General features: G+C 65.5%; 12 protein-coding genes. 9 read left to right on the top strand and 3 right to left on the bottom strand.

Going from position 1 to position 17,985, the window contains the following annotated elements; genetic code table 11:
• The first annotated feature begins 213 nt into the window (after window positions 1-213).
• Window positions 214-870, top strand: a complete 657-nt coding sequence (adk, locus tag ACP7BZ_RS05730; RefSeq protein WP_426110944.1) for an adenylate kinase — start codon at window positions 214-216, stop codon at window positions 868-870.
• A gap of 210 nt (window positions 871-1,080) precedes the next feature.
• A complete protein-coding gene (locus tag ACP7BZ_RS05735) occupies window positions 1,081-3,240 on the top strand; it encodes a sodium-translocating pyrophosphatase (RefSeq protein WP_426110946.1) in 2,160 nt (719 codons plus the stop codon).
• Between the two features lie 64 nt (window positions 3,241-3,304).
• Here the strand turns inward: ACP7BZ_RS05735 and ACP7BZ_RS05740 are convergent, their stop codons facing one another.
• Window positions 3,305-3,826: a DsbA family protein gene (locus ACP7BZ_RS05740; RefSeq protein WP_426110948.1), complete on the bottom strand. Its 522-nt coding sequence runs from the start codon at window positions 3,824-3,826 to the stop codon at window positions 3,305-3,307.
• A 91-nt stretch (window positions 3,827-3,917) separates the two neighbouring features.
• On the bottom strand, window positions 3,918-5,240 hold the full coding sequence (locus tag ACP7BZ_RS05745) for an acetyl-CoA hydrolase/transferase family protein (RefSeq protein ID WP_426110950.1): 1,323 nt from the start codon (window positions 5,238-5,240) through the stop codon (window positions 3,918-3,920).
• A 104-nt stretch (window positions 5,241-5,344) separates the two neighbouring features.
• Between ACP7BZ_RS05745 and ACP7BZ_RS05750 the strand changes: the two genes are divergently transcribed.
• The 7 genes from ACP7BZ_RS05750 (at window position 5,345) to ACP7BZ_RS05780 (ending at window position 16,137) form a co-directional block, all read left to right on the top strand.
• Window positions 5,345-5,815 (top strand): hypothetical protein, encoded by a 471-nt coding sequence (locus ACP7BZ_RS05750; RefSeq protein ID WP_426110952.1) that lies wholly within the window; start codon window positions 5,345-5,347, stop codon window positions 5,813-5,815.
• A gap of 128 nt (window positions 5,816-5,943) precedes the next feature.
• Complete coding sequence (locus ACP7BZ_RS05755) at window positions 5,944-6,702, top strand: SDR family NAD(P)-dependent oxidoreductase (RefSeq protein ID WP_426110954.1); 759 nt, start codon at window positions 5,944-5,946, stop codon at window positions 6,700-6,702.
• 111 nt (window positions 6,703-6,813) lie between these two features.
• The gene (gene ggt / locus ACP7BZ_RS05760; RefSeq protein WP_426110956.1) at window positions 6,814-8,598 is read left to right on the top strand and encodes a gamma-glutamyltransferase; all 1,785 of its coding nucleotides are present in this window, start codon (window positions 6,814-6,816) and stop codon (window positions 8,596-8,598) included.
• Window positions 8,599-8,692: 94 nt separating this feature from the next.
• Window positions 8,693-9,862 carry a patatin-like phospholipase family protein gene (locus ACP7BZ_RS05765; RefSeq protein WP_426110958.1) on the top strand — a complete coding sequence of 390 codons (1,170 nt, stop codon included), beginning with the start codon at window positions 8,693-8,695 and terminating at the stop codon, window positions 9,860-9,862.
• 11 nt (window positions 9,863-9,873) lie between these two features.
• Window positions 9,874-14,841 carry a two-component regulator propeller domain-containing protein gene (locus ACP7BZ_RS05770; protein WP_426110960.1) on the top strand — a complete coding sequence of 1,656 codons (4,968 nt, stop codon included), beginning with the start codon at window positions 9,874-9,876 and terminating at the stop codon, window positions 14,839-14,841.
• 180 nt (window positions 14,842-15,021) lie between these two features.
• Entirely contained in the window at window positions 15,022-15,735 is a 714-nt protein-coding gene (locus ACP7BZ_RS05775; protein ID WP_426110962.1) for a response regulator, read from the top strand.
• A 225-nt stretch (window positions 15,736-15,960) separates the two neighbouring features.
• On the top strand, window positions 15,961-16,137 hold the full coding sequence (locus tag ACP7BZ_RS05780; protein WP_426110964.1) for a hypothetical protein: 177 nt from the start codon (window positions 15,961-15,963) through the stop codon (window positions 16,135-16,137).
• A 40-nt stretch (window positions 16,138-16,177) separates the two neighbouring features.
• Here ACP7BZ_RS05780 and ACP7BZ_RS05785 read toward each other — a convergent pair whose 3' ends face one another.
• Window positions 16,178-17,800: a diguanylate cyclase domain-containing protein gene (locus ACP7BZ_RS05785; RefSeq protein WP_426110966.1), complete on the bottom strand. Its 1,623-nt coding sequence runs from the start codon at window positions 17,798-17,800 to the stop codon at window positions 16,178-16,180.
• Window positions 17,801-17,985: the final 185 nt, after the last annotated feature.

Below are 17,985 nucleotides of genomic sequence, written 5' to 3' on the forward strand. Positions count from 1 at the left end.
TTCCGCTAGTTACAATCATTTAGCGTGTTGTGCGAGCGTCGCCACCGCGCACTGGACGAAATCGAAAGCGGCCCGGATTCATATTCGCGCTGGCGTGCGCTTTTGTGGTAAGTTTCGTACCAGAGGTAGTCAGATATGCATCAATCGCGCCTCGTTTTCCGGGTGCGATTGCTGCCATTATAAAAATTATTCACATCTGTTTTAGGAATTTTCATGCGTCTCATTCTGTTAGGAGCACCCGGTGCCGGCAAGGGTACCCAGGCTAACTACATCAAGGAAAAATTTAACATTCCCCAGATTTCCACCGGCGACATGCTGCGTGCGGCCATCAAGGCTGGCACCGAGATGGGCATGGCGGCGAAAAAGGTCATGGATGCGGGCGGTCTGGTGTCGGACGACATCATGATCGGCCTGGTCAAGGACCGCCTGCAGGACGGCGACTGTGCCAATGGCTATCTGTTCGACGGCTTTCCGCGCACTATCGCCCAGGCCGATGCCATGAAAGATGCCGGCATCAATGTCGACTACGTGCTGGAAATCGATGTGCCTGACGATTCCATCGTTGAGCGCATGAGCGGGCGCTGGTCGCACCCTGGCTCGGGCCGCGTGTACCACACCAAGTTCAACCCGCCGAAGGTGGACCGGCTCGACGACATTACCGGCGAAGCGCTGATCCAGCGCGACGACGACAAGGCCGATACCGTCATGAAGCGCCTCGCGGTCTACCATGCGCAGACCGAAGTGCTGCTCGGCTACTACAACAAGTGGTCGCAGTCGGGCCTGGCCGGCGCGCCCAAGTACCGCAAAATTTCCGGTACCGGCGCCGTCGAAGCGGTGCGTGACGCCGCCTTCGCTGCCTTGCAAGACTAACAGTCGTTGCTCGCACGGCGGGCCTGCCGGTCCGCTGATGCCGGCGTTTGCGACGTGCCGAGCGTCCCCGCTTTTACCGCTTTTACCGTTTTTATTTAGATACAAGCTTTGCAGTACGCAGTGAGGTTGGTCGCATCGTGTTCGGTGCAGCCGTTCGATGTGTGTTGTTGTAGCAGGTTGTCATAAAAGCAGATAAAACAAGGGGACGACATGGCAGTGTATTCACTCATTTTTGCGCTCGTGTGCGGCGTCATTGCCGTGGTGTATGGCTTGTGGTCGCGTAGCTGGATCTTGCGACAGGACGCCGGTAACGCGCGCATGCAGGAAATCGCCACCGCCATTGAAGTCGGTGCCGCTGCCTATCTGGCGCGCCAGTACCGCACCATCGCCATCGTCGGCGCCGTGCTGTTCATCGCCATCTTCCTGCTGCTCAAGTGGCAGACCGCGTTCGGCTTTTTGCTGGGGGCGGTGCTGTCGGGCGCCTGCGGCTTTATCGGCATGGGGGTGTCGGTGCGCGCCAATGTGCGAACCGCCCAGGCCGCCACGCGCGGCATGAATGACGCCCTCAACGTCGCCTTTCGGGGCGGCGCCATCACCGGCATGCTGGTGGTGGGCCTGGGCTTGCTGGGGGTGACGCTGTTTTACTGGATGCTGACGGTGCTGGCGGCCGGCAGCAACATGAGTAGCCACGACATCATTGAACCGCTGATCGGGCTGGCCTTCGGCGCTTCCCTTATTTCCATCTTCGCCCGCCTGGGCGGCGGCATTTTTACCAAGGGCGCCGATGTGGGCGCCGACCTGGTTGGCAAGGTCGAGGCCGGCATTCCCGAAGATGATCCGCGCAATCCTGCCGTCATCGCCGACAACGTGGGGGACAATGTGGGCGACTGCGCCGGCATGGCTGCCGACCTGTTCGAAACCTATGTCGTCACCCTGATCGCCACCATGTTACTGGGGGCGCTATTAATCACGGGCGCTGGCACCGTCGCCATCTACTATCCACTGCTGCTGGGCGCGGTGTCGATTCTGGCATCGATCGTCGGCTGCTCGCTGGTCAAGGCCAAGCCCGGCAAAAAAATCATGGCAGCCCTGTACACCGGGCTGTGGTGGGCGGCCAGCCTGTCGCTGGCCGGCTTTGCGCTGGTCACCTGGCACGTGTGGGGAGCGGACATGCGCCTGCCCATGCTGGGCTGCGCGGTGGTCGGCATCGTCCTTACCGGCTTGATGGTGTACATCACCGAGTACTACACGGGCACCGATTTTGCCCCCGTGCGCCATATTGCCGAAGCCTCGACCACCGGCCACGGCACCAATATCATCGCCGGCCTGGGGGTTTCGATGAAGTCGACCGCCTACCCGGTGCTGGCGGTGTGCGCGGCAATTCTCGCGTCTTACCAGATGGGCCAACTGTACGGTATTGCGATAGCCGCCACGGCAATGCTGTCGATGGCCGGCATCATCGTCGCCCTCGACGCCTACGGCCCCATCACCGACAACGCCGGCGGCATTGCGGAAATGTCGCACATGGATGAGTCGGTGCGGGCGATCACCGATCCGCTCGACGCCGTTGGCAACACCACCAAGGCCGTCACCAAGGGCTATGCGATCGGCTCGGCCGGGCTGGCGGCACTGGTGCTGTTCGCCGATTACACCCACGCGCTCGATGCGGTGGGCAAGCACGTGCGCTTCGATTTGTCCGACCCGATGGTCATCGTCGGCCTGTTCATCGGCGGCCTGATCCCGTATCTGTTCGGCGCCATGGCGATGGAAGCGGTGGGGCGTGCGGCCGGCGCCGTGGTGGTGGAAGTGCGCCGCCAGTTCCGCGACATCAAGGGCATCATGGAAGGCACCGCCAAGCCCGAGTATGACAAGGCGGTTGACATGCTGACCGCGTCGGCAATCCGCGAAATGATCGTCCCTTCGCTGCTGCCGGTGCTGGTGCCGGTGGTGGTGGGCATGCTGCTGGGGCCGACGGCGCTGGGCGGCTTGTTGATGGGCACCATCGTGACCGGCCTGTTCGTCGCCATTTCCATGACCACCGGCGGCGGCGCCTGGGATAACGCCAAAAAATACATCGAAGATGGTCACTTCGGCGGCAAGGGCTCGGAGGCGCACAAGGCGGCGGTGACGGGTGATACGGTGGGCGATCCGTACAAGGACACGGCGGGGCCGGCCGTCAATCCCTTAATTAAAATTATTAATATCGTGGCGCTGTTGCTGGTGCCGCTGTTGCCGTTGAAGGGGTGGATTGCAGTGTCGGCGCCGCTGCCTGTGACCGTGCCGATGCCGGCCGCTGCGCCGCCGCTCGATCCGCTGCTAAGCAAACCGATGGCAGCTAGCGAGACGGCTGAGCCGCTGCCTTTAAAATAGGCGTTCGGTCAGCGGCACATGGGGACAGGCACCGGCGCTGCCAGTGCCCATGGCGATCCCCCGCTCACGCCACAAACCGCATCAGCGCATCGACGATCGCCCCCTCATCGATCTCGCCTTCGTACAGCACGCCATTGATGAACAGCGTCGGCGCACTGACCACCCCCAGCCGGGTGCCGCCACTGGCGCTGTTTTCGACGCGGGCGCGAAACGCCCGCTGCGTCACGTCTTCCATCAGCAGATCGGCATCGAGGCCCAGGCGCGTGGCCAGCGCTGGCAGCAGGGCCGGTTCAAAACTGTGCTGCACGGCGAACAGGGCATCGTGCATGCCCCAGAAATTGCCCTGCACGCCAGCCGCTTCGGCGCTCTCGGCTGCCAGTTCGGCGTACGGATGGCGGTCAGTTTGCGGAAAGTGCCGCGCCACCGTGCACAGCTGGCGACCCAGGCGCTGGTGCAGGTCGCCCAGCGCCAGGTGGGCGCTGCGGCAGGCGGAACACTGGTAATCGGCATACAGCACGATGGCGATGGCGGCCTGGGGATTGCCGCGGATGTGGTCGTCGTGCTGGAGGAAGGGGCTGTGTGGCATGGCGTCTCCTGGTAGCGGGTGCGTGTCCGCCAGTCTACGCCGCTGTGCGCCGAATCACGCCGAATCACCTCGAATCACGCCGGCGGCGACCTCAAAAGACGCACATGCGGTTGGCCGCCGCCCGCAATTCAGCCCGAAAATCCGGATGGGCAATTGCGATCAGCGCCTGCGCCCGCTGGCGCGCCGATTTGCCGCGCAGCTGGGCCACGCCATATTCGGTGACCACGTAATTGACGTCGTTCTTGCTGGTGGTAACGTGGGTGCCGGGCGCAATGGTGGCGACGATGCGCGAAATGCTGCCATCCCTGGCCGTCGACGGCAGCACGATAAACGATTTGCCGCCCCGTGAACGGTTCGCTGCGCGGACGAAATCGACCTGGCCGCCAGTACCGGAATAGGGCAGGTGGGCGATGCTCTCCGAGCCGCACTGACCCAACAAATCGACCTGCAGGCTGGCATTGATCGAAATGAGGTTGTCGTTCAGGCCGGCGTTATACGGGTCATTGGTGAAATTCGACGGGTGCATTTCGACCATGGGATTGTGGTGCATGAACTGGTACAGCTTGCGTGAACCGAGCGCGAACGTGGCCACCATGCGCCCCGGCAGCAGGGTTTTTTTGCGGTTGGTGATGGCGCCGCATTCGACCAGCGAGAGAATGCCATCGCCCAGCATTTCGGTATGGATGCCAAGGTCATGCTTGTCGGTCAGCTGCATGACGACGGCGTCGGGAATGCCGCCGTAACCGATCTGCAGGGTCGAGCCATCATCGATCATGTCGGCCACGTACTTGCCGATGGCTTCCTGTACCGGGCCGATGGTCGGCAAGCCCACTTCGATGACCGCTTCGCTGCTCTCGACCAGGCCATCGATGCGCGAGATGTGGACGTGGCAGGCACCGTGCGCAAAGGGGACGTTGGGATTGACTTCCAGCACCACCACGCGCGCTTTGGCCAGCGCCGCCATGGTGTAATCGGTGCCCAGGCTCAGTGAAAACCAGCCCTGCTCGTTCATCGATGAAGCCATGGCAAAGACCACATCGGCCGGCATCTGGCCCCGTTCGATCATGACGGGTATTTCGGAAAAATAATTGGGAATGAAATCGCACCAGCCGCCCTGGCCGCCGGCGCGCGAGGCGCCGCCGAAAAACAGGGCGGCGTGGCGCACATGGTGTGACGTGGCCTGATCGAAGTAGCCGAACTTGCGCATGGCCAGAATTTGCGCCACCTGGATGTCCTGAAAGCGCTGGCGCTGCGCCGACAGTGCCGTCAGCAAGGCCGGCGGCTCGCCGGCGCCGGTGGGCACGATGATCATGTCGGCGTCGCGCAGCAGGTCGAGGGCGTCGTCGGCCTGCATTCGTTTGGCAGCGTATTGTTGCGCTGGCGTTTGCCCAGTCGCCTTCGGTAAGCCTTGCATCATGGTCTCCTTCATTGTGGCTTGATCTTACCGTACGCATCGCCCCTTGTGCGCTGTTAAAACGCCCGCGGTGCTAGGCTGAGAGAAACCGTCGAAGGAATGTTATGCCCATCTGTTCTTTATTGTTGAAGGCCTTGCCCGCGCTGCTGGTATTGACCACGCAGCTGCCAGCGCTGGCGCAGACCGCGCCGCCGCCTTCGTGGGGGCCGACGCTGGCGCCGGCGACGCCGCTGGCGCCGCAGCCTGAGCGCGTCCCCGCAGTGCCTGCGAACGTGGCAGCGGCCCGCACAGCGCCTGCTGCCGGCGCCAGGGCGCCAGCGCGGCGCGCCGTCACCCAGCAGCTCACGCCCACGCCGCGCATTCTCGGCAGCAGTGCAACCCCAGCCATCGCCAGTCCCGGCCGGCCTGCAGTGCCAGCGCCGGTGCGGCAGCAAGGGTCGGTCCCCGCCACCTGCAACGGTGCTGGCTGCGTCGACGCGAGTGGCCAGCGTCTCGGCACCGGGGTGGGCAACGCCGCTGTCACGCCACAGGGCCAGCTGTGCACGCGCGGTCTCGTCGGCGTGCAATGTTTTTAATGTGGGGGCTGATCGTTTACTTACGGCCAACAAAAACTCGCTACAATCGCCGTAGTTGACGTTGACGTAAACGTAAACGTGAAACGACAGCGATCACCCGTCGTCCCTACAAAATTTCAGGAGAACCCATGCATATTCAAGACAATGTCTTCATCGTCACCGGTGGCGCTTCCGGCCTCGGCGCCGCCACTGCGCGCATGCTCGCCGCCGCCGGCGGCATCGTCGTGCTGGCCGACGTCCAGGTCGACGCCTGCACTGCCCTGGCTGCCGAGTTGAAGGGCCAGTTCGTCAAGTGCGACGTCACGCTCGAAGCCGACGGCATGGCAGCGGTCGCGGCCGCTACCGCGCTGGGCACCTTGCGTGGCTTGATCAACTGCGCCGGTGTCGCCCCCGCCGTCAAGACGGTCGGCAAGGATGGCCCCCATCCGCTCGAGGTGTTCCAGCGCACCGTCAACATCAACCTGGTCGGCACGTTCAATATGGCGCGCCTGGCTGCCGATGCCATGGGCAAGACGGCAGCGCTCGATTCGGGCGAGCGCGGCGTCATCATCAACACCGCTTCGGTGGCAGCGTATGACGGCCAGATCGGCCAGGCTGCGTATGGCGCCTCGAAGGCCGCCGTGGTCGGACTGACCCTGCCGATGGCGCGCGACCTGGCCCGCAGCGGCGTGCGGGTGATGACCATCGCCCCCGGCATTTTCGAGACCCCCATGCTGATGGGCATGCCCGAAGAAGTGCGCGACGCCCTCGGCAAGATGGTGCCGTTCCCGTCCCGTCTCGGTCGCCCCGACGAGTACGCGCATCTGGCAAAGACCATCATTGAAAATACCATGCTCAACGGCGAAACCATCCGCCTCGATGGTGCCATCCGCATGCAGCCGAAGTAAGGGCGCCGCCGTTGGACGGCCATTCGTGTCCATCGTCTGATGCGACGCAACAATTGATCAAATATTCAGGTACGATAGGGCCCCCCCCTTCACCCTGCTGCCGGAGTATCAATGATCAAGTTACGCACGCTGGCCCTCGCGGCCGCGCTCATGGGCGCCTGCGCCCACTTTCCCGCAATGGCCCAGGTCGCTACGACCCAGGAGGCGCCGGAAGTTGCCACCGCCTACCAGGACAAGGCTGGCTGGGCGGCGAAGAAATACATGGTGGCGGCCGCCAATCCGCTCGCGGTCGAGGCTGGCTACCAGATGCTCAGGAAGGGCGGCAGCGCCATCGACGCCGCCATTGCCACCCAGCTGGTGCTGACCCTGGTCGAGCCGCAGTCCTCGGGCATCGGCGGCGGCGCCTTTTTGATGTACTTCGATGGCAAGCAGGTACAAGCCTTCGACGGCCGCGAAACAGCGCCCGCCAGCGCTGACGAGCACCTGTTTCAGAACGCCGACGGCAGCGCGCTGTCGCGCACCGCCGGCGTGGTCGGCGGCCGCTCGGTGGGTGCCCCGGGCGTCTTGCGCATGCTCGAACTGGCGCACAAGCAGCACGGCAAGCTGGCGTGGAAAACCCTGTTCGGCCCCGCCATTGCGCTGTCCGAAAACGGTTTCAAGGTCAGCCAGCGCCTCAATGGCTTGCTGATGTTCGACCAGCACATCCGCAAGGACCCGCTGGCCGCCGCCTATTTTTATGATGCCGACATGCAGCCGCGGCCGATCGGCTACCTGCTGAAGAACCCGGCACTGGCGCGCACCTTGCGCGAAATTGCCGACGGCGGCGCCGATGCCTTCTACAAGGGGCACATCGCCCGCGATATCGCCGCCAAGGTGGCCGCCCATCCGACCAATCCCGGCAAACTGACCGCCGGTGACATCGCCGGTTACCAGCCGAAAGTGCGCACGCCCGTGTGCAGCGACTACCGCGCCTGGACCGTGTGCGGCATGCCGCCGCCGTCGTCGGGCGGCATCGCCGTGGCGCAAATGCTGGGCATGCTCGAAACGCGTGACATGGCGGCGCTGGCCCCCACACCGGGCGACGCGCCCGGCGCCGAAGCGGTGCACCTGTTTGCCGAAGCGGGCCGGCTCGCTTATGCCGACCGCAACCGTTACGCCGCCGACACCGATTTTGTGCCGCTGCCAGGACGCGGCGTGCCCGGTCTGATCGATAAACGCTATCTGGCCGCGCGCGCCAAACTGATCGGCGAGATGTCGATGGGCACGGCGCCGGCCGGCAATCCGCCTGGCATGGAAGTGGCGTGGGGCACGGACACCGCCATCGACAACCCGTCCACCTCGCACCTGGTGGTGGTCGACGGCGCCGGCCGCGGCCTGTCGATGACGACCACGGTGGAAGACCTGTTCGGCTCGCGCCAGATGGTCGACGGCTTTATCCTCAACAACCAGCTGACCGATTTCTCGTTCGAGTCGAGTGACAAGGACGGCCCCATCGCCAACCGCGTGCAGCCCGGCAAGCGCCCGCGCAGCGCCATGTCGCCCACCATCGTGTTCGACAAGGCCACCAGCAAGCTGATGCTGGTGACCGGTTCGCCCGGCGGCCCGGCCATCATCAACTATGTCGCCAAGGTGCTGGTCGGCACCCTCGACTGGAACCTTAACGTCCAGCAAGCGATCGCCTTACCGAATTTCGGCAGCCGCAACGGCCCCACCGAACTCGAAGAGCGCCGCTTTCCGCCAGCGACCATCGCGGCCCTCAAGGCCAAAGGCCATGTGGTCAAGCTGACCGAGCAAAATTCTGGCCTGCACGGCATCGAGCGCATCTCGATCCATGGCCAGGATGTCTGGTTCGGTGGCGCCGATCCGCGCCGCGAAGGCGTCGCCAAGGGCGACTGAGGCAGTCAGTGCTGAGCGGGGAGCGGGCGACCAGGATGCTACACTTGGCAACATTTCACTAGCCGCACCCCCGGCCAGCTGCTACTCTTGTCGGATGGAAACTCAAGAGAAGACCGGCCTGATCCTCACTGGTGGCGGCGCCCGCGCCGCCTACCAGGTCGGTGTGCTGCAGGCAATCTCGCAAATGCTGTGGGAGCGCGGCTGGCCGCCGGCGCGCAATCCCTTCGATATTATTTGCGGCACCTCGGCCGGCGCCATCAACGCCACGGCGCTGGCTTGCCGTGCCGACAATTTTGGCGAGGGCATCTTGCAGTTGCTCGACGTCTGGGAAAATTTCAAGGTCGAGCAGGTCTACCGTGCCGATCCCATCGGCGTACTGCGCTCGGGCGCGCGCTGGCTATCGATTTTGTCGTTCGGCTGGCTGCTGCGCAAGTGGCGGGCGGCGCCGCCGGCGTCGCTGCTCGACAACACGCCGCTGGCCGGCCTGCTGCACCGCCTGCTCGACCTGCCCCGTCTCGATGCTGCGCTGGCCAGCGGCCACCTGCATGCGCTGGCCGTCAATGCCTCGTCCTACACCGGCGGCCAGCACGTCACCTTCTACCAGAGCACGGCGCCGGTGGCGCCATGGGTGCGCATGCACCGCACCGCGCAGCGCGACCAGATCGGTGTCGAGCACTTGCTGGCGTCGTCGGCGATCCCGTTTATTTTCCCCGCCGTGCCCCTGTATGTCGATGGCCACCACGAATACTGCGGCGACGGCAGCATGCGCCAGCTGGCGCCGATTTCGCCGGCGATCCACCTGGGCGCCACCCGCGTGCTGGCGGTGGGGGCAGGGCGCATGCATGAACCGAAGCGCTCGACGTTGTCGCGCGCGCGCTATCCGACGCTGGCGCAGATCGCCGGCCATGCAATGTCCTCGATCTTCCTTGACAGCCTGGCGGTCGACATCGAACGGCTCACCCGCATCAACGCCACGCTGGCGCTGATGCCGGACGCCGCCCGCGCGCAAGGGGCGCTGCGGCCGGTGCGGCTGCTGGTCATTGCGCCATCCGAACGGCTCGACGACATCGCCGCGCGCCACACCGCCAGCCTGCCGGCACCGGTGCGCGTGCTGTTATCAGGCATCGGCGCCACCGAAGCGCGCGGCGCCGCGCTGGCCTCGTACCTGCTGTTCGAGGCCGATTACACGCGCGAACTGATCCGCCTGGGCCAGCGCGACACGCGCGCCCGCAAAGCCGATGTGCTGGCGTTTTTCGACGCATGAGGGGGCCGCGTTTGAAATTGAATCTGGTTGATCTGATCCCTGCGCTGCCGCGCGCCGGCCGGCGCCGGGCGTCCGTGCTGGGCGTGCTGGCGCTGCTGGTATCACTGCTGCTCGCCGGCGCATTCGCACCGGCGGCCGCCGCGCCGCCGCGCAGCCTGCGTTTCGAGCAGCTCAGCGTGGAACACGGGCTGGCGCAGGAATCGATCCTGGCGGTGGCGCAGGACCGCGACGGCTTCATGTGGTTTGGCAGCCAGACCGGCCTGTCGCGCTTTGACGGCTACCGCGTCACCACCTACCGCAATGACATCACCGATCCCACCAGCCTGGTCAACAACTGGGTGCGCGTCCTGCACGTCGACGGCGACGGCAAGATCTGGATCGGCACCGACGGCGGTCTCGATCGCTTCGATCCCGATAGCGGCAAGTTCAGCCACTATGCGCCGCCGCGCCAGGGCAACCGCGGCAACGGCGACCGTCACATCCACGCCATCGCCGACGACGGCAAAGGCAGCCTGTGGCTGGCCACCGCCGATGGCCTGCAGCGTTTCGACATCGCCAGCGGCAGCTTCACCCTGTGGCACAAGGACGACGGCGATGCCACCAGTGTGGCCTCCAACTCGGTCAACGCGCTGGCGCTGGAAGCGGGCGGCCGCCTGTGGGTGGGCACCAACCTCGGTCTCGACAGCCTGGCGCCGGGCGCCAGCGCTTTCGAGCACCACGCCTGGCCCAGTGGCGACGCCAAGACCAACAATGTATCGGCCCTGCTGATGGATGCCACCGGCACCCTGTGGATCGGCACCACCATGGGGCTGGAAACCTGGAAGGTGGCGGCCGGGCCGGCCGGGCGCCGCCGCCTGGGGGCGGCCGAAACCATCACTGGCGGCCACATCACGGTGCTGTTCCAGGACGGCGACACCACCATCTGGGCCGGCAGCCATGACGATGGCCTGTACCGCTGGATGCCGCAGCTGCGCCGCTTTGCCAACCACCGCAACCAGCCGACCGACAACCACAGCCTGGCCGACAATTTCGTCTCGTCGATCTACCGCGACCGCGTCGGCACCTTCTGGGTGGGCACCTGGTATGCCGGCGTCTCGCGCGTCGACCTGGGCAGCGGTGGCTTTACCCGCATCGTCAGGGTCGATGGCAGCGCCTCGATTTCCGACAACAAGGTACGCGCCATCGCCGACGGTGCCGATGGCAAGCTGTGGCTGGGCACCAACGACGGCCTCAATCACTACGACCCGGCCAGCGGTGCCAGCACGCTGCTGCGCCACGATCCGTCCAATCCCGCCAGCCTGGCGGCCGGCCCCATCAACGCCGTCGCGCGTGACCGCCATGGCCTGGTGTGGGTTGGCTCGCGCTCAGCGATCAGCAGCGTCGATCCGGCCACTGGCCGCGTGGTGCGCCAGCAGCTCGCCGGCGGTGATCCGGACGGCGAACTGGTACGCGCACTGCTGGTCGGGCGCGACGACCTGCTGTGGGTCGCCACCCGCGGCGGCCTGCACCGCTTCGATTTGAACAGCCGCCAGATCAAGACCTATCGCCACGATCCGCACGACCCTGCCAGCCTGGCCAACAACGTGGTGCGGCCGATGCTGGAAGACCGCCAGGGCCGCCTGTGGGTGGGCACCTTCGACGGTCTCGATCTGTTCGACCGCGCCAGCGGCAGCTTCCGCCACTTCCGCCACAACCCCGCCGATCGCACCAGCATCAGCCACGACGAGGTGCACCACCTGATGCAGGACCACCGTGGCGATCTGTGGATCGGCACCGCGGTCGGCCTGAACAAGATGATCACCGCGGCGGACGGCAGCATCAGCTTTCGGCGCTACACCACCGTCGATGGCCTGGCCGACGATGCCGTCGCCGCCATGCTGGAAGACGAGCAGGGCAACCTGTGGATCAGTTCGAGCACGGGACTGTCGCGCTTTTCGCCGCTGACCAATCGCTGGCGCACCTACAGCTCCGGCGACGGCACCATCGAAGGGGCGTACTTCGACAGTGCTGCCTACAAGGGCGCCGACGGTACCCTGTACTTCGGCGGCTTTAACGGCATCACCGCCTTCAATCCGCGCGCCATCAGCGACAACCTGATGGCGCCACGCGCCGTCATCACCGGCTTTCAGGTGTTTAACAAGCCGGTCGCCCAGGTCCATCCGGGCCTGCTCAACGGACCGATCGAACACGCCAGCGAGATTGTGCTGGCCGCTGCCGACTCGGTATTTTCGCTGGAGTTTTCGGCTCTCCACTACGCCGCACCGCAGCGCAACCGCTTCGCCTATCAGCTGGTGGGCTTCGACAAGGGCTGGGTCAACACCGATGCCAGCAAGCGCTTTGCCACCTATACCAATCTCGATCCGGGCAGCTACACCTTCCGGGTCAAGGCGGCCAACAAGGATGGCGTCTGGAGTCCGCAGGGCGCCAGCCTGAAGATCGTTATTTTGCCGCCGCTGTGGAAAACCTGGTGGATGCGCAGCATCGCCGCCTTGCTGGCGCTGGGGCTGGCCTACGCCGCCTACCGTTTCCGCATGCGCGCGCTGCGCCGCCAGAAGGCCCTGTTAGAAGCGCAGGTGCGCGCGCGCACCGCTGAAATCGGCCAGCAAAACCGCCTGCTCGAACGCCAGAAACTCGAGCTCGAAACGCGCCGCCGCGAAGCGGAAGACCAGCGCGCCGACGCCGAACAGCGCCACCTCGACGCCGAGCGGCAAAAGGCCGAACTGCAGCAGCAAAAGGAAAACGTCGAACTGGCGCACCGGAATATCTCGATCCTGTCGGAGATCGGCCGCGAGATGACCGCCACGCTCGATATGGAAACCATCATGGCGACCGTCTACCGCCATGTGCACCACCTGATGGACGCGCGCAGCTTCGGCATCGGCATCTATCACCCGGAGCGCGAAGAAATCGACTTCCCCTTCGCCATCGATGAAGGCGTGCGCATCCCCCGCTACCAGCGCTCGACGCGCCTGCCCGACCAGCTGGCGGTATGGTGTTTGACGCACCGGCGCGAAGTATTCATCAACGACCGCACGCTCGAATTCCCGCGTTACTTCGGCGCGCCGGAAACCGAGCACCTCACCGAGCTTGGTCGCATCGATGGCAGTCCGATTACCGCCACGCTGTCGACCATGTACGTGCCGATGCTGGTCAAGGACCGCGTGATGGGAGTGCTGTGCGTGCAGAGCGTGGAGAGGAATGCCTACCGCCGCGTGCACCTGGACATGCTGCAGACGCTGGCCGCGCATGCGGCGGTGGCGCTCGACAATGCGCGCGCTTACCGCCAGCTCGAACAGATGGAGCAGCAGGTGCGCCTGAACACCGAAGAACTGGCGCTGGCCAACCGCGCGCTGCAGGAAAACGATGAGCGGCTGCGGCTGGCCAAGCAGCGCGCCGAAGACGCCACCCGGCAAAAGTCCGAGTTCCTCGCCAATATGAGCCACGAAATGCGCACGCCGCTGGCGGGCGTCATCGGCATGCTCGGCTTCGCCCTGCGCGACGCCCGCTTGCAGGCCAGCACCCGCGAGCAGATCGTGCGCGGCCAGGCCAATGCCCAGGTGCTGCTGGCGATCATCAACGACCTGCTCGATTTTTCCAAGATCGAAGCGGGCAAGCTGGCCGTCGAGAGCATCGATTTTGCGCTGTCGGCCACCCTCGAGACGGTGGGCGCCCTGTTCGAAGAGCAGGCCGCCGCCCACAGCGTCAGCTTCGACATCATGGTCGCCCCCGACCTGCCGCGCTACGTGGTGGGCGATCCGGCGCGCCTGCGCCAGGTGCTGGTCAACCTGGTGGGCAACGCCTTCAAGTTCACCGAGCGCGGTGGCGTCTCGGTGCGGGTCGGCCATGTACGCGGCGCGCCGCCGCGGGCCGGCGTACACATGATCGAGTTTTCGGTGGCCGACACCGGCATCGGCATCAGCCGCGAGGCGCAGTCACGCCTGTTCCAGAAATTCGAGCAGGCCGACAGCACCACCACGCGCCGCTATGGCGGCACCGGCCTGGGGCTGGCGATCTGCCGCCAGCTGGTCGAGCTGATGGGCGGCGCCATCCGCGTCGACAGTGAGCCGGGCAAGGGCAGCTGCTTTAGTTTTGTGCTGCCGCTGGCCGATGGTGTCGCCCCGGTGGAAACGCCGGTGGTGCCGCTCACGCGCCACCGTCACAGCCTGCGCGTGCTGTGCGCCGAGGATTTCCCCACCAACCAGATCATCATCCGCATGATGCTGCAAGACCTTGGCCACCAGGTCGACATCGCCGACAATGGCCAGCTGGCGCTGGCCGCCTGCGCCGCCAGGCGCTACGACGTCATTTTGATGGATGGCCGCATGCCCGAACTCGATGGCGAATCGGCCACCCGCGCGATCCGCGCCGGCGGGCCGCCAGAGGCGCCGGTGCTGGACCGCGAACTGATGATCATCGCCCTCACCGCCAACGCCAGCGAGGAAGACCGCGCGCGCTACCTGGCGGCCGGCATGGACGATTTCCTCACCAAGCCGATCGACGAAGCGGCGCTGCACCAGCACATGACGCGCGCCATCGAACGCCAGCTGGCGCGCGGCATTGCGCTCATGCCGATGGCAGCGGCGGCGCCGGTGGCTGCCACTGCCATCGGTCTGGCCGATCTCGATGCGATGTTCGGTGTCTCGACCATGGCCACGCCGCCGGCCGTCGCCAGCGCGCTGGCCGATGGCGGCGGCCGCAGCGCTGCGCTGAAGGCGCGCATGCTGGCGGCGTTCGCTGCCGATCTGCCGGCACGGCGCGCCGAACTGGCCGCCGCCATCGCCACGCGCGATCACGACAGCGCCGCCCGCGTGCTGCACGGCATCAAGGGCAGCGCCGCCTACCTCGCCGACGAGGCCCTGCAACTGCTGGCGGGGGAGCTGGAAGTGGCGGCCGACCAGCAGCAGTGGCAGCAGATCGAGGCTGGCATGCCACGCCTGGGAACATTGCTGGAACGCTTTGATACCAGCCGGGCAGCATGATTTTAAAATTACCAGTGACACATCGGCAGGCCGGGCGCTTGCATCGGTTAGTGGGGACGCTGCAAGTGCCGGGCATGGGGCAGGGCGGGCCCTTGCCAGCGGCATTCCCCACTTAACGGGACAAGCGCCGTGCACCATCGGTGTAATATTTAGTGACGGCAATAAACGCAGGGAGCGCGCATGAAAGTATTGGTGGTGGACGACGATGTCGTCTCGCGCATGGTGTTGATGCATCTGGTCAACAGCTGCGGTTCGTATGAAATTTTCGAGGCTGAAGATGGCGAGGACGCCTGGGCCCAGCTGCATGGTGGCTTGCAGCCGGTAATCTGTTTTTGCGACCTGCGCATGCCGCGCCTGTCCGGCCTCGAGCTGCTGGCGCGCATCAATGGTGTGCCGGCGCTGGCCGCCATGCGTTTCGTGCTGGCGTCGTCAGCCAACGATCACGCCACCATGGCGCAGGCCAGCGGCATGGGTGCTGACGGCTACCTGGTCAAACCGTTCGAGCAGGGCCAGGTGCTGGCCGAGCTGGCCGGCCTGACGGCGCAGGCCAGCGCCGGCGCCGACGCTGAATCGGCGCGTGCCACCATGGCGCGCCTGGGCGTCGACAGCACGCGCCTGCTGGCCTATCTGGCCGGCTTCGGCCAGCAGCTCGGCGCCGCCGCCGACAGCTGGGCGGGCGCGAGCGCCGCGCCCACCGTGGCGGACCATGGCAGCGTGGAAAAACTGCACGCCGGCTGCATCACGCTGGGTCTGCAAAGCGCGGCGCGCCGCTTCGCCATGCTCGACGGCGCGACGGCGTCGCCCGCAGCGCTGGCCGCTGCGGTGGCGACGGCGCTCGACGAGGTCGGCCACAAGACGGCGGCGCTGCGCGCGCTGGCGCCGCCGGCCGCCTGATGGGACGGGCGGCGCGCCGGCGCCGACCGCCGTCGACCATCAAAAACATTCTCTCAGGAAAAAATTGGCCGGCACTGTTGCAATTTTCGGTAACCATCATTTGCTAGTAAATCTGCTGTCCGCGCGTCTGCAGGGGCGTGCGCCAGTGGCCCGCGCTGGCAGGGCTCAGCTTCTTCAAACATGGTCGCGCAGTCATGATATAAATAAATTTTCTGGGAGGGAATCATGTACAGCCACGCACCCCGTACCGACTTTGACACCGCCAGGAAAATTGATGAAGCGCTGGCCATGAAACAGGCCTTCGGTCTGGATGCCGCCCGCAAATTCCTGCAGCTGCGCGGCATCGATGCCGCCCTCACCGAGCGCGTGCTGACGGCGCCGCGCGAGCAGTTGCGTCATTAAGGCGATTCGTCGGGCCCGTGTGCATCGCTGGCGCGCTGCTTCATGCGGCCGCCTGCTGCGCCAGCCGGTGCACTGAATAACGGCCGCGACCGCCCTGCTTGGCGCGGTACAGGGCCTGGTCGGCCAGCTTGATGAAGTCGCCGACCAGCAAGCCTGCGGTCGGCCCGGCGCAGATGCCGACGCTGCAGCTCACCGGCAGCAGCAGTTGCTCGATGCGCATCGGTGGCGCCATCGCCGCGATGATCTTGTGGCCCAGCGCATCGGCGTCGGCATGGTCGCTGCAGCTGTCGAACACCACGGTAAATTCGTCGCCGGCCAGCCGCACCACGCTATCGGTGATGCGCACCGCCTGGCGCAGGCGGCGGGCAAATTCGACCAGCACCAGGTCGCCGATGGCGTGACCATGGGCGTCGTTGATCGCCTTGAAATGGTCGATGTCGAGATAGGCAATGGCCAGCATGCCCTTGCTGCGCGCCGCCCGCGCGAACGCCAGGGCGAAGGCGCGGTCGAACATGCGGCGGTTGGCCAGGCCGGTCAGCGGATCGGTCAGGGCCTGCGCCGCCAGTGCCGCTTCGGCCACCTGGCGCTGTTTCGACAGTGCGTAAAAGGCCCGGCTGAGACGGCCGAACTCATCCTGGCGGGTGACGTTGAACACTTCCAGATCGCTCTCCGGCGCGGCGGCCTGCTGCACGTGGCGCTGCAGTGCGCCCAGCGGGCGCAGCAAGCGCGAGATGCCGAACCAGCCCACCGTGCCGGCCAGCGCAGCGACCAGCAAGGCCGTCGCCAGTGCCTGGCTGGCCGCGCGTTCGAAGGCGGCGAATGCTTCGTGCACGGGGTAGACGCTGCCGACGATCCAGTCGTTGGTGTGCAGGCGCCGGTGGGTGACGATGGCCGGCACCCCGGCGCTGGTGGTGTCTTCCATCCAGCCCTCGAAGCCGCGCAGGGCGGCCGCGCGCGCCGCCTTGCCGCTGCCGTGGTCGTCGCTGGCGCTGGCCAGCAGGCGCCGTTTGTCGGGGTGCAGGATAAAAGTACCGTCGCCCGACATCAGCGTGGTGTAGCCGGTCAGGCCTGGTTTGACGGCATTGAGCTGGCCAAAGATGCGTGGGCTGGACAGATCGAGGGCGCCGCCGATGATGAACTTGAGGTGACCGGCCTGGTCGCTCACTGGTTGCGTAATGAGCACCACCGGGCGCCCCGACAGGCGACTGAGAAACGGCGCCGACACCACGCCTTCATGGTAGTTGACGGTATCGCGGAAGTAATCGCGCCGGGCCACATTAATTGGCTCGTCCGCCGACTGCTTGCTCAGGCCGGCAATCACATTGCCCTGGGGATCGAAGGCGACGACATTATAAAATTCTTCGCGCAGGCTGTTATTGCTGGCAAGGTAAGACTGCAGCAGCCGGCCGTCAGCGAGCAGGGCCGCCGGCAGTTGTTCGGCAGTGGCGCGCAGCAGCGTGCGTTTGGCATCGATATCGCGATCGATGTAGGCGCCAGCGGCCACCAGCGTGGCGTATTGCTCGGCGCCGACCACCGCCCGCATTTCGCGCCTGGCCAGCATCAGCGACGTCGCCGTGACGAGGCCAACGGCCAGAAAGACCAGCAGCGCGACGACGGCGGCGATGCGGGTTTTGAGGTTGACCGTTTTCTGAAGGAGTGACATCGTCAATTATGCTGCGAAAAACCGGCTAGAGATAGACCATGCAGCTTGGTGCAAGGCGGGATTGGGCGGGTAAAGCGCTGCGCACAGCGGTGATGGAGGCAGAATTTTACACGGGGTGGGGCCCGCTTCGTGTTCGCTTCGTGTTCGCTTCGTGTTCGCTTGCTGAAGTGACGTAGTAGATGGTG

Source organism: Massilia sp. PWRC2 (genome assembly GCF_049896725.1).
GTDB lineage: Bacteria > Pseudomonadota > Gammaproteobacteria > Burkholderiales > Burkholderiaceae_D > JAFCUW01.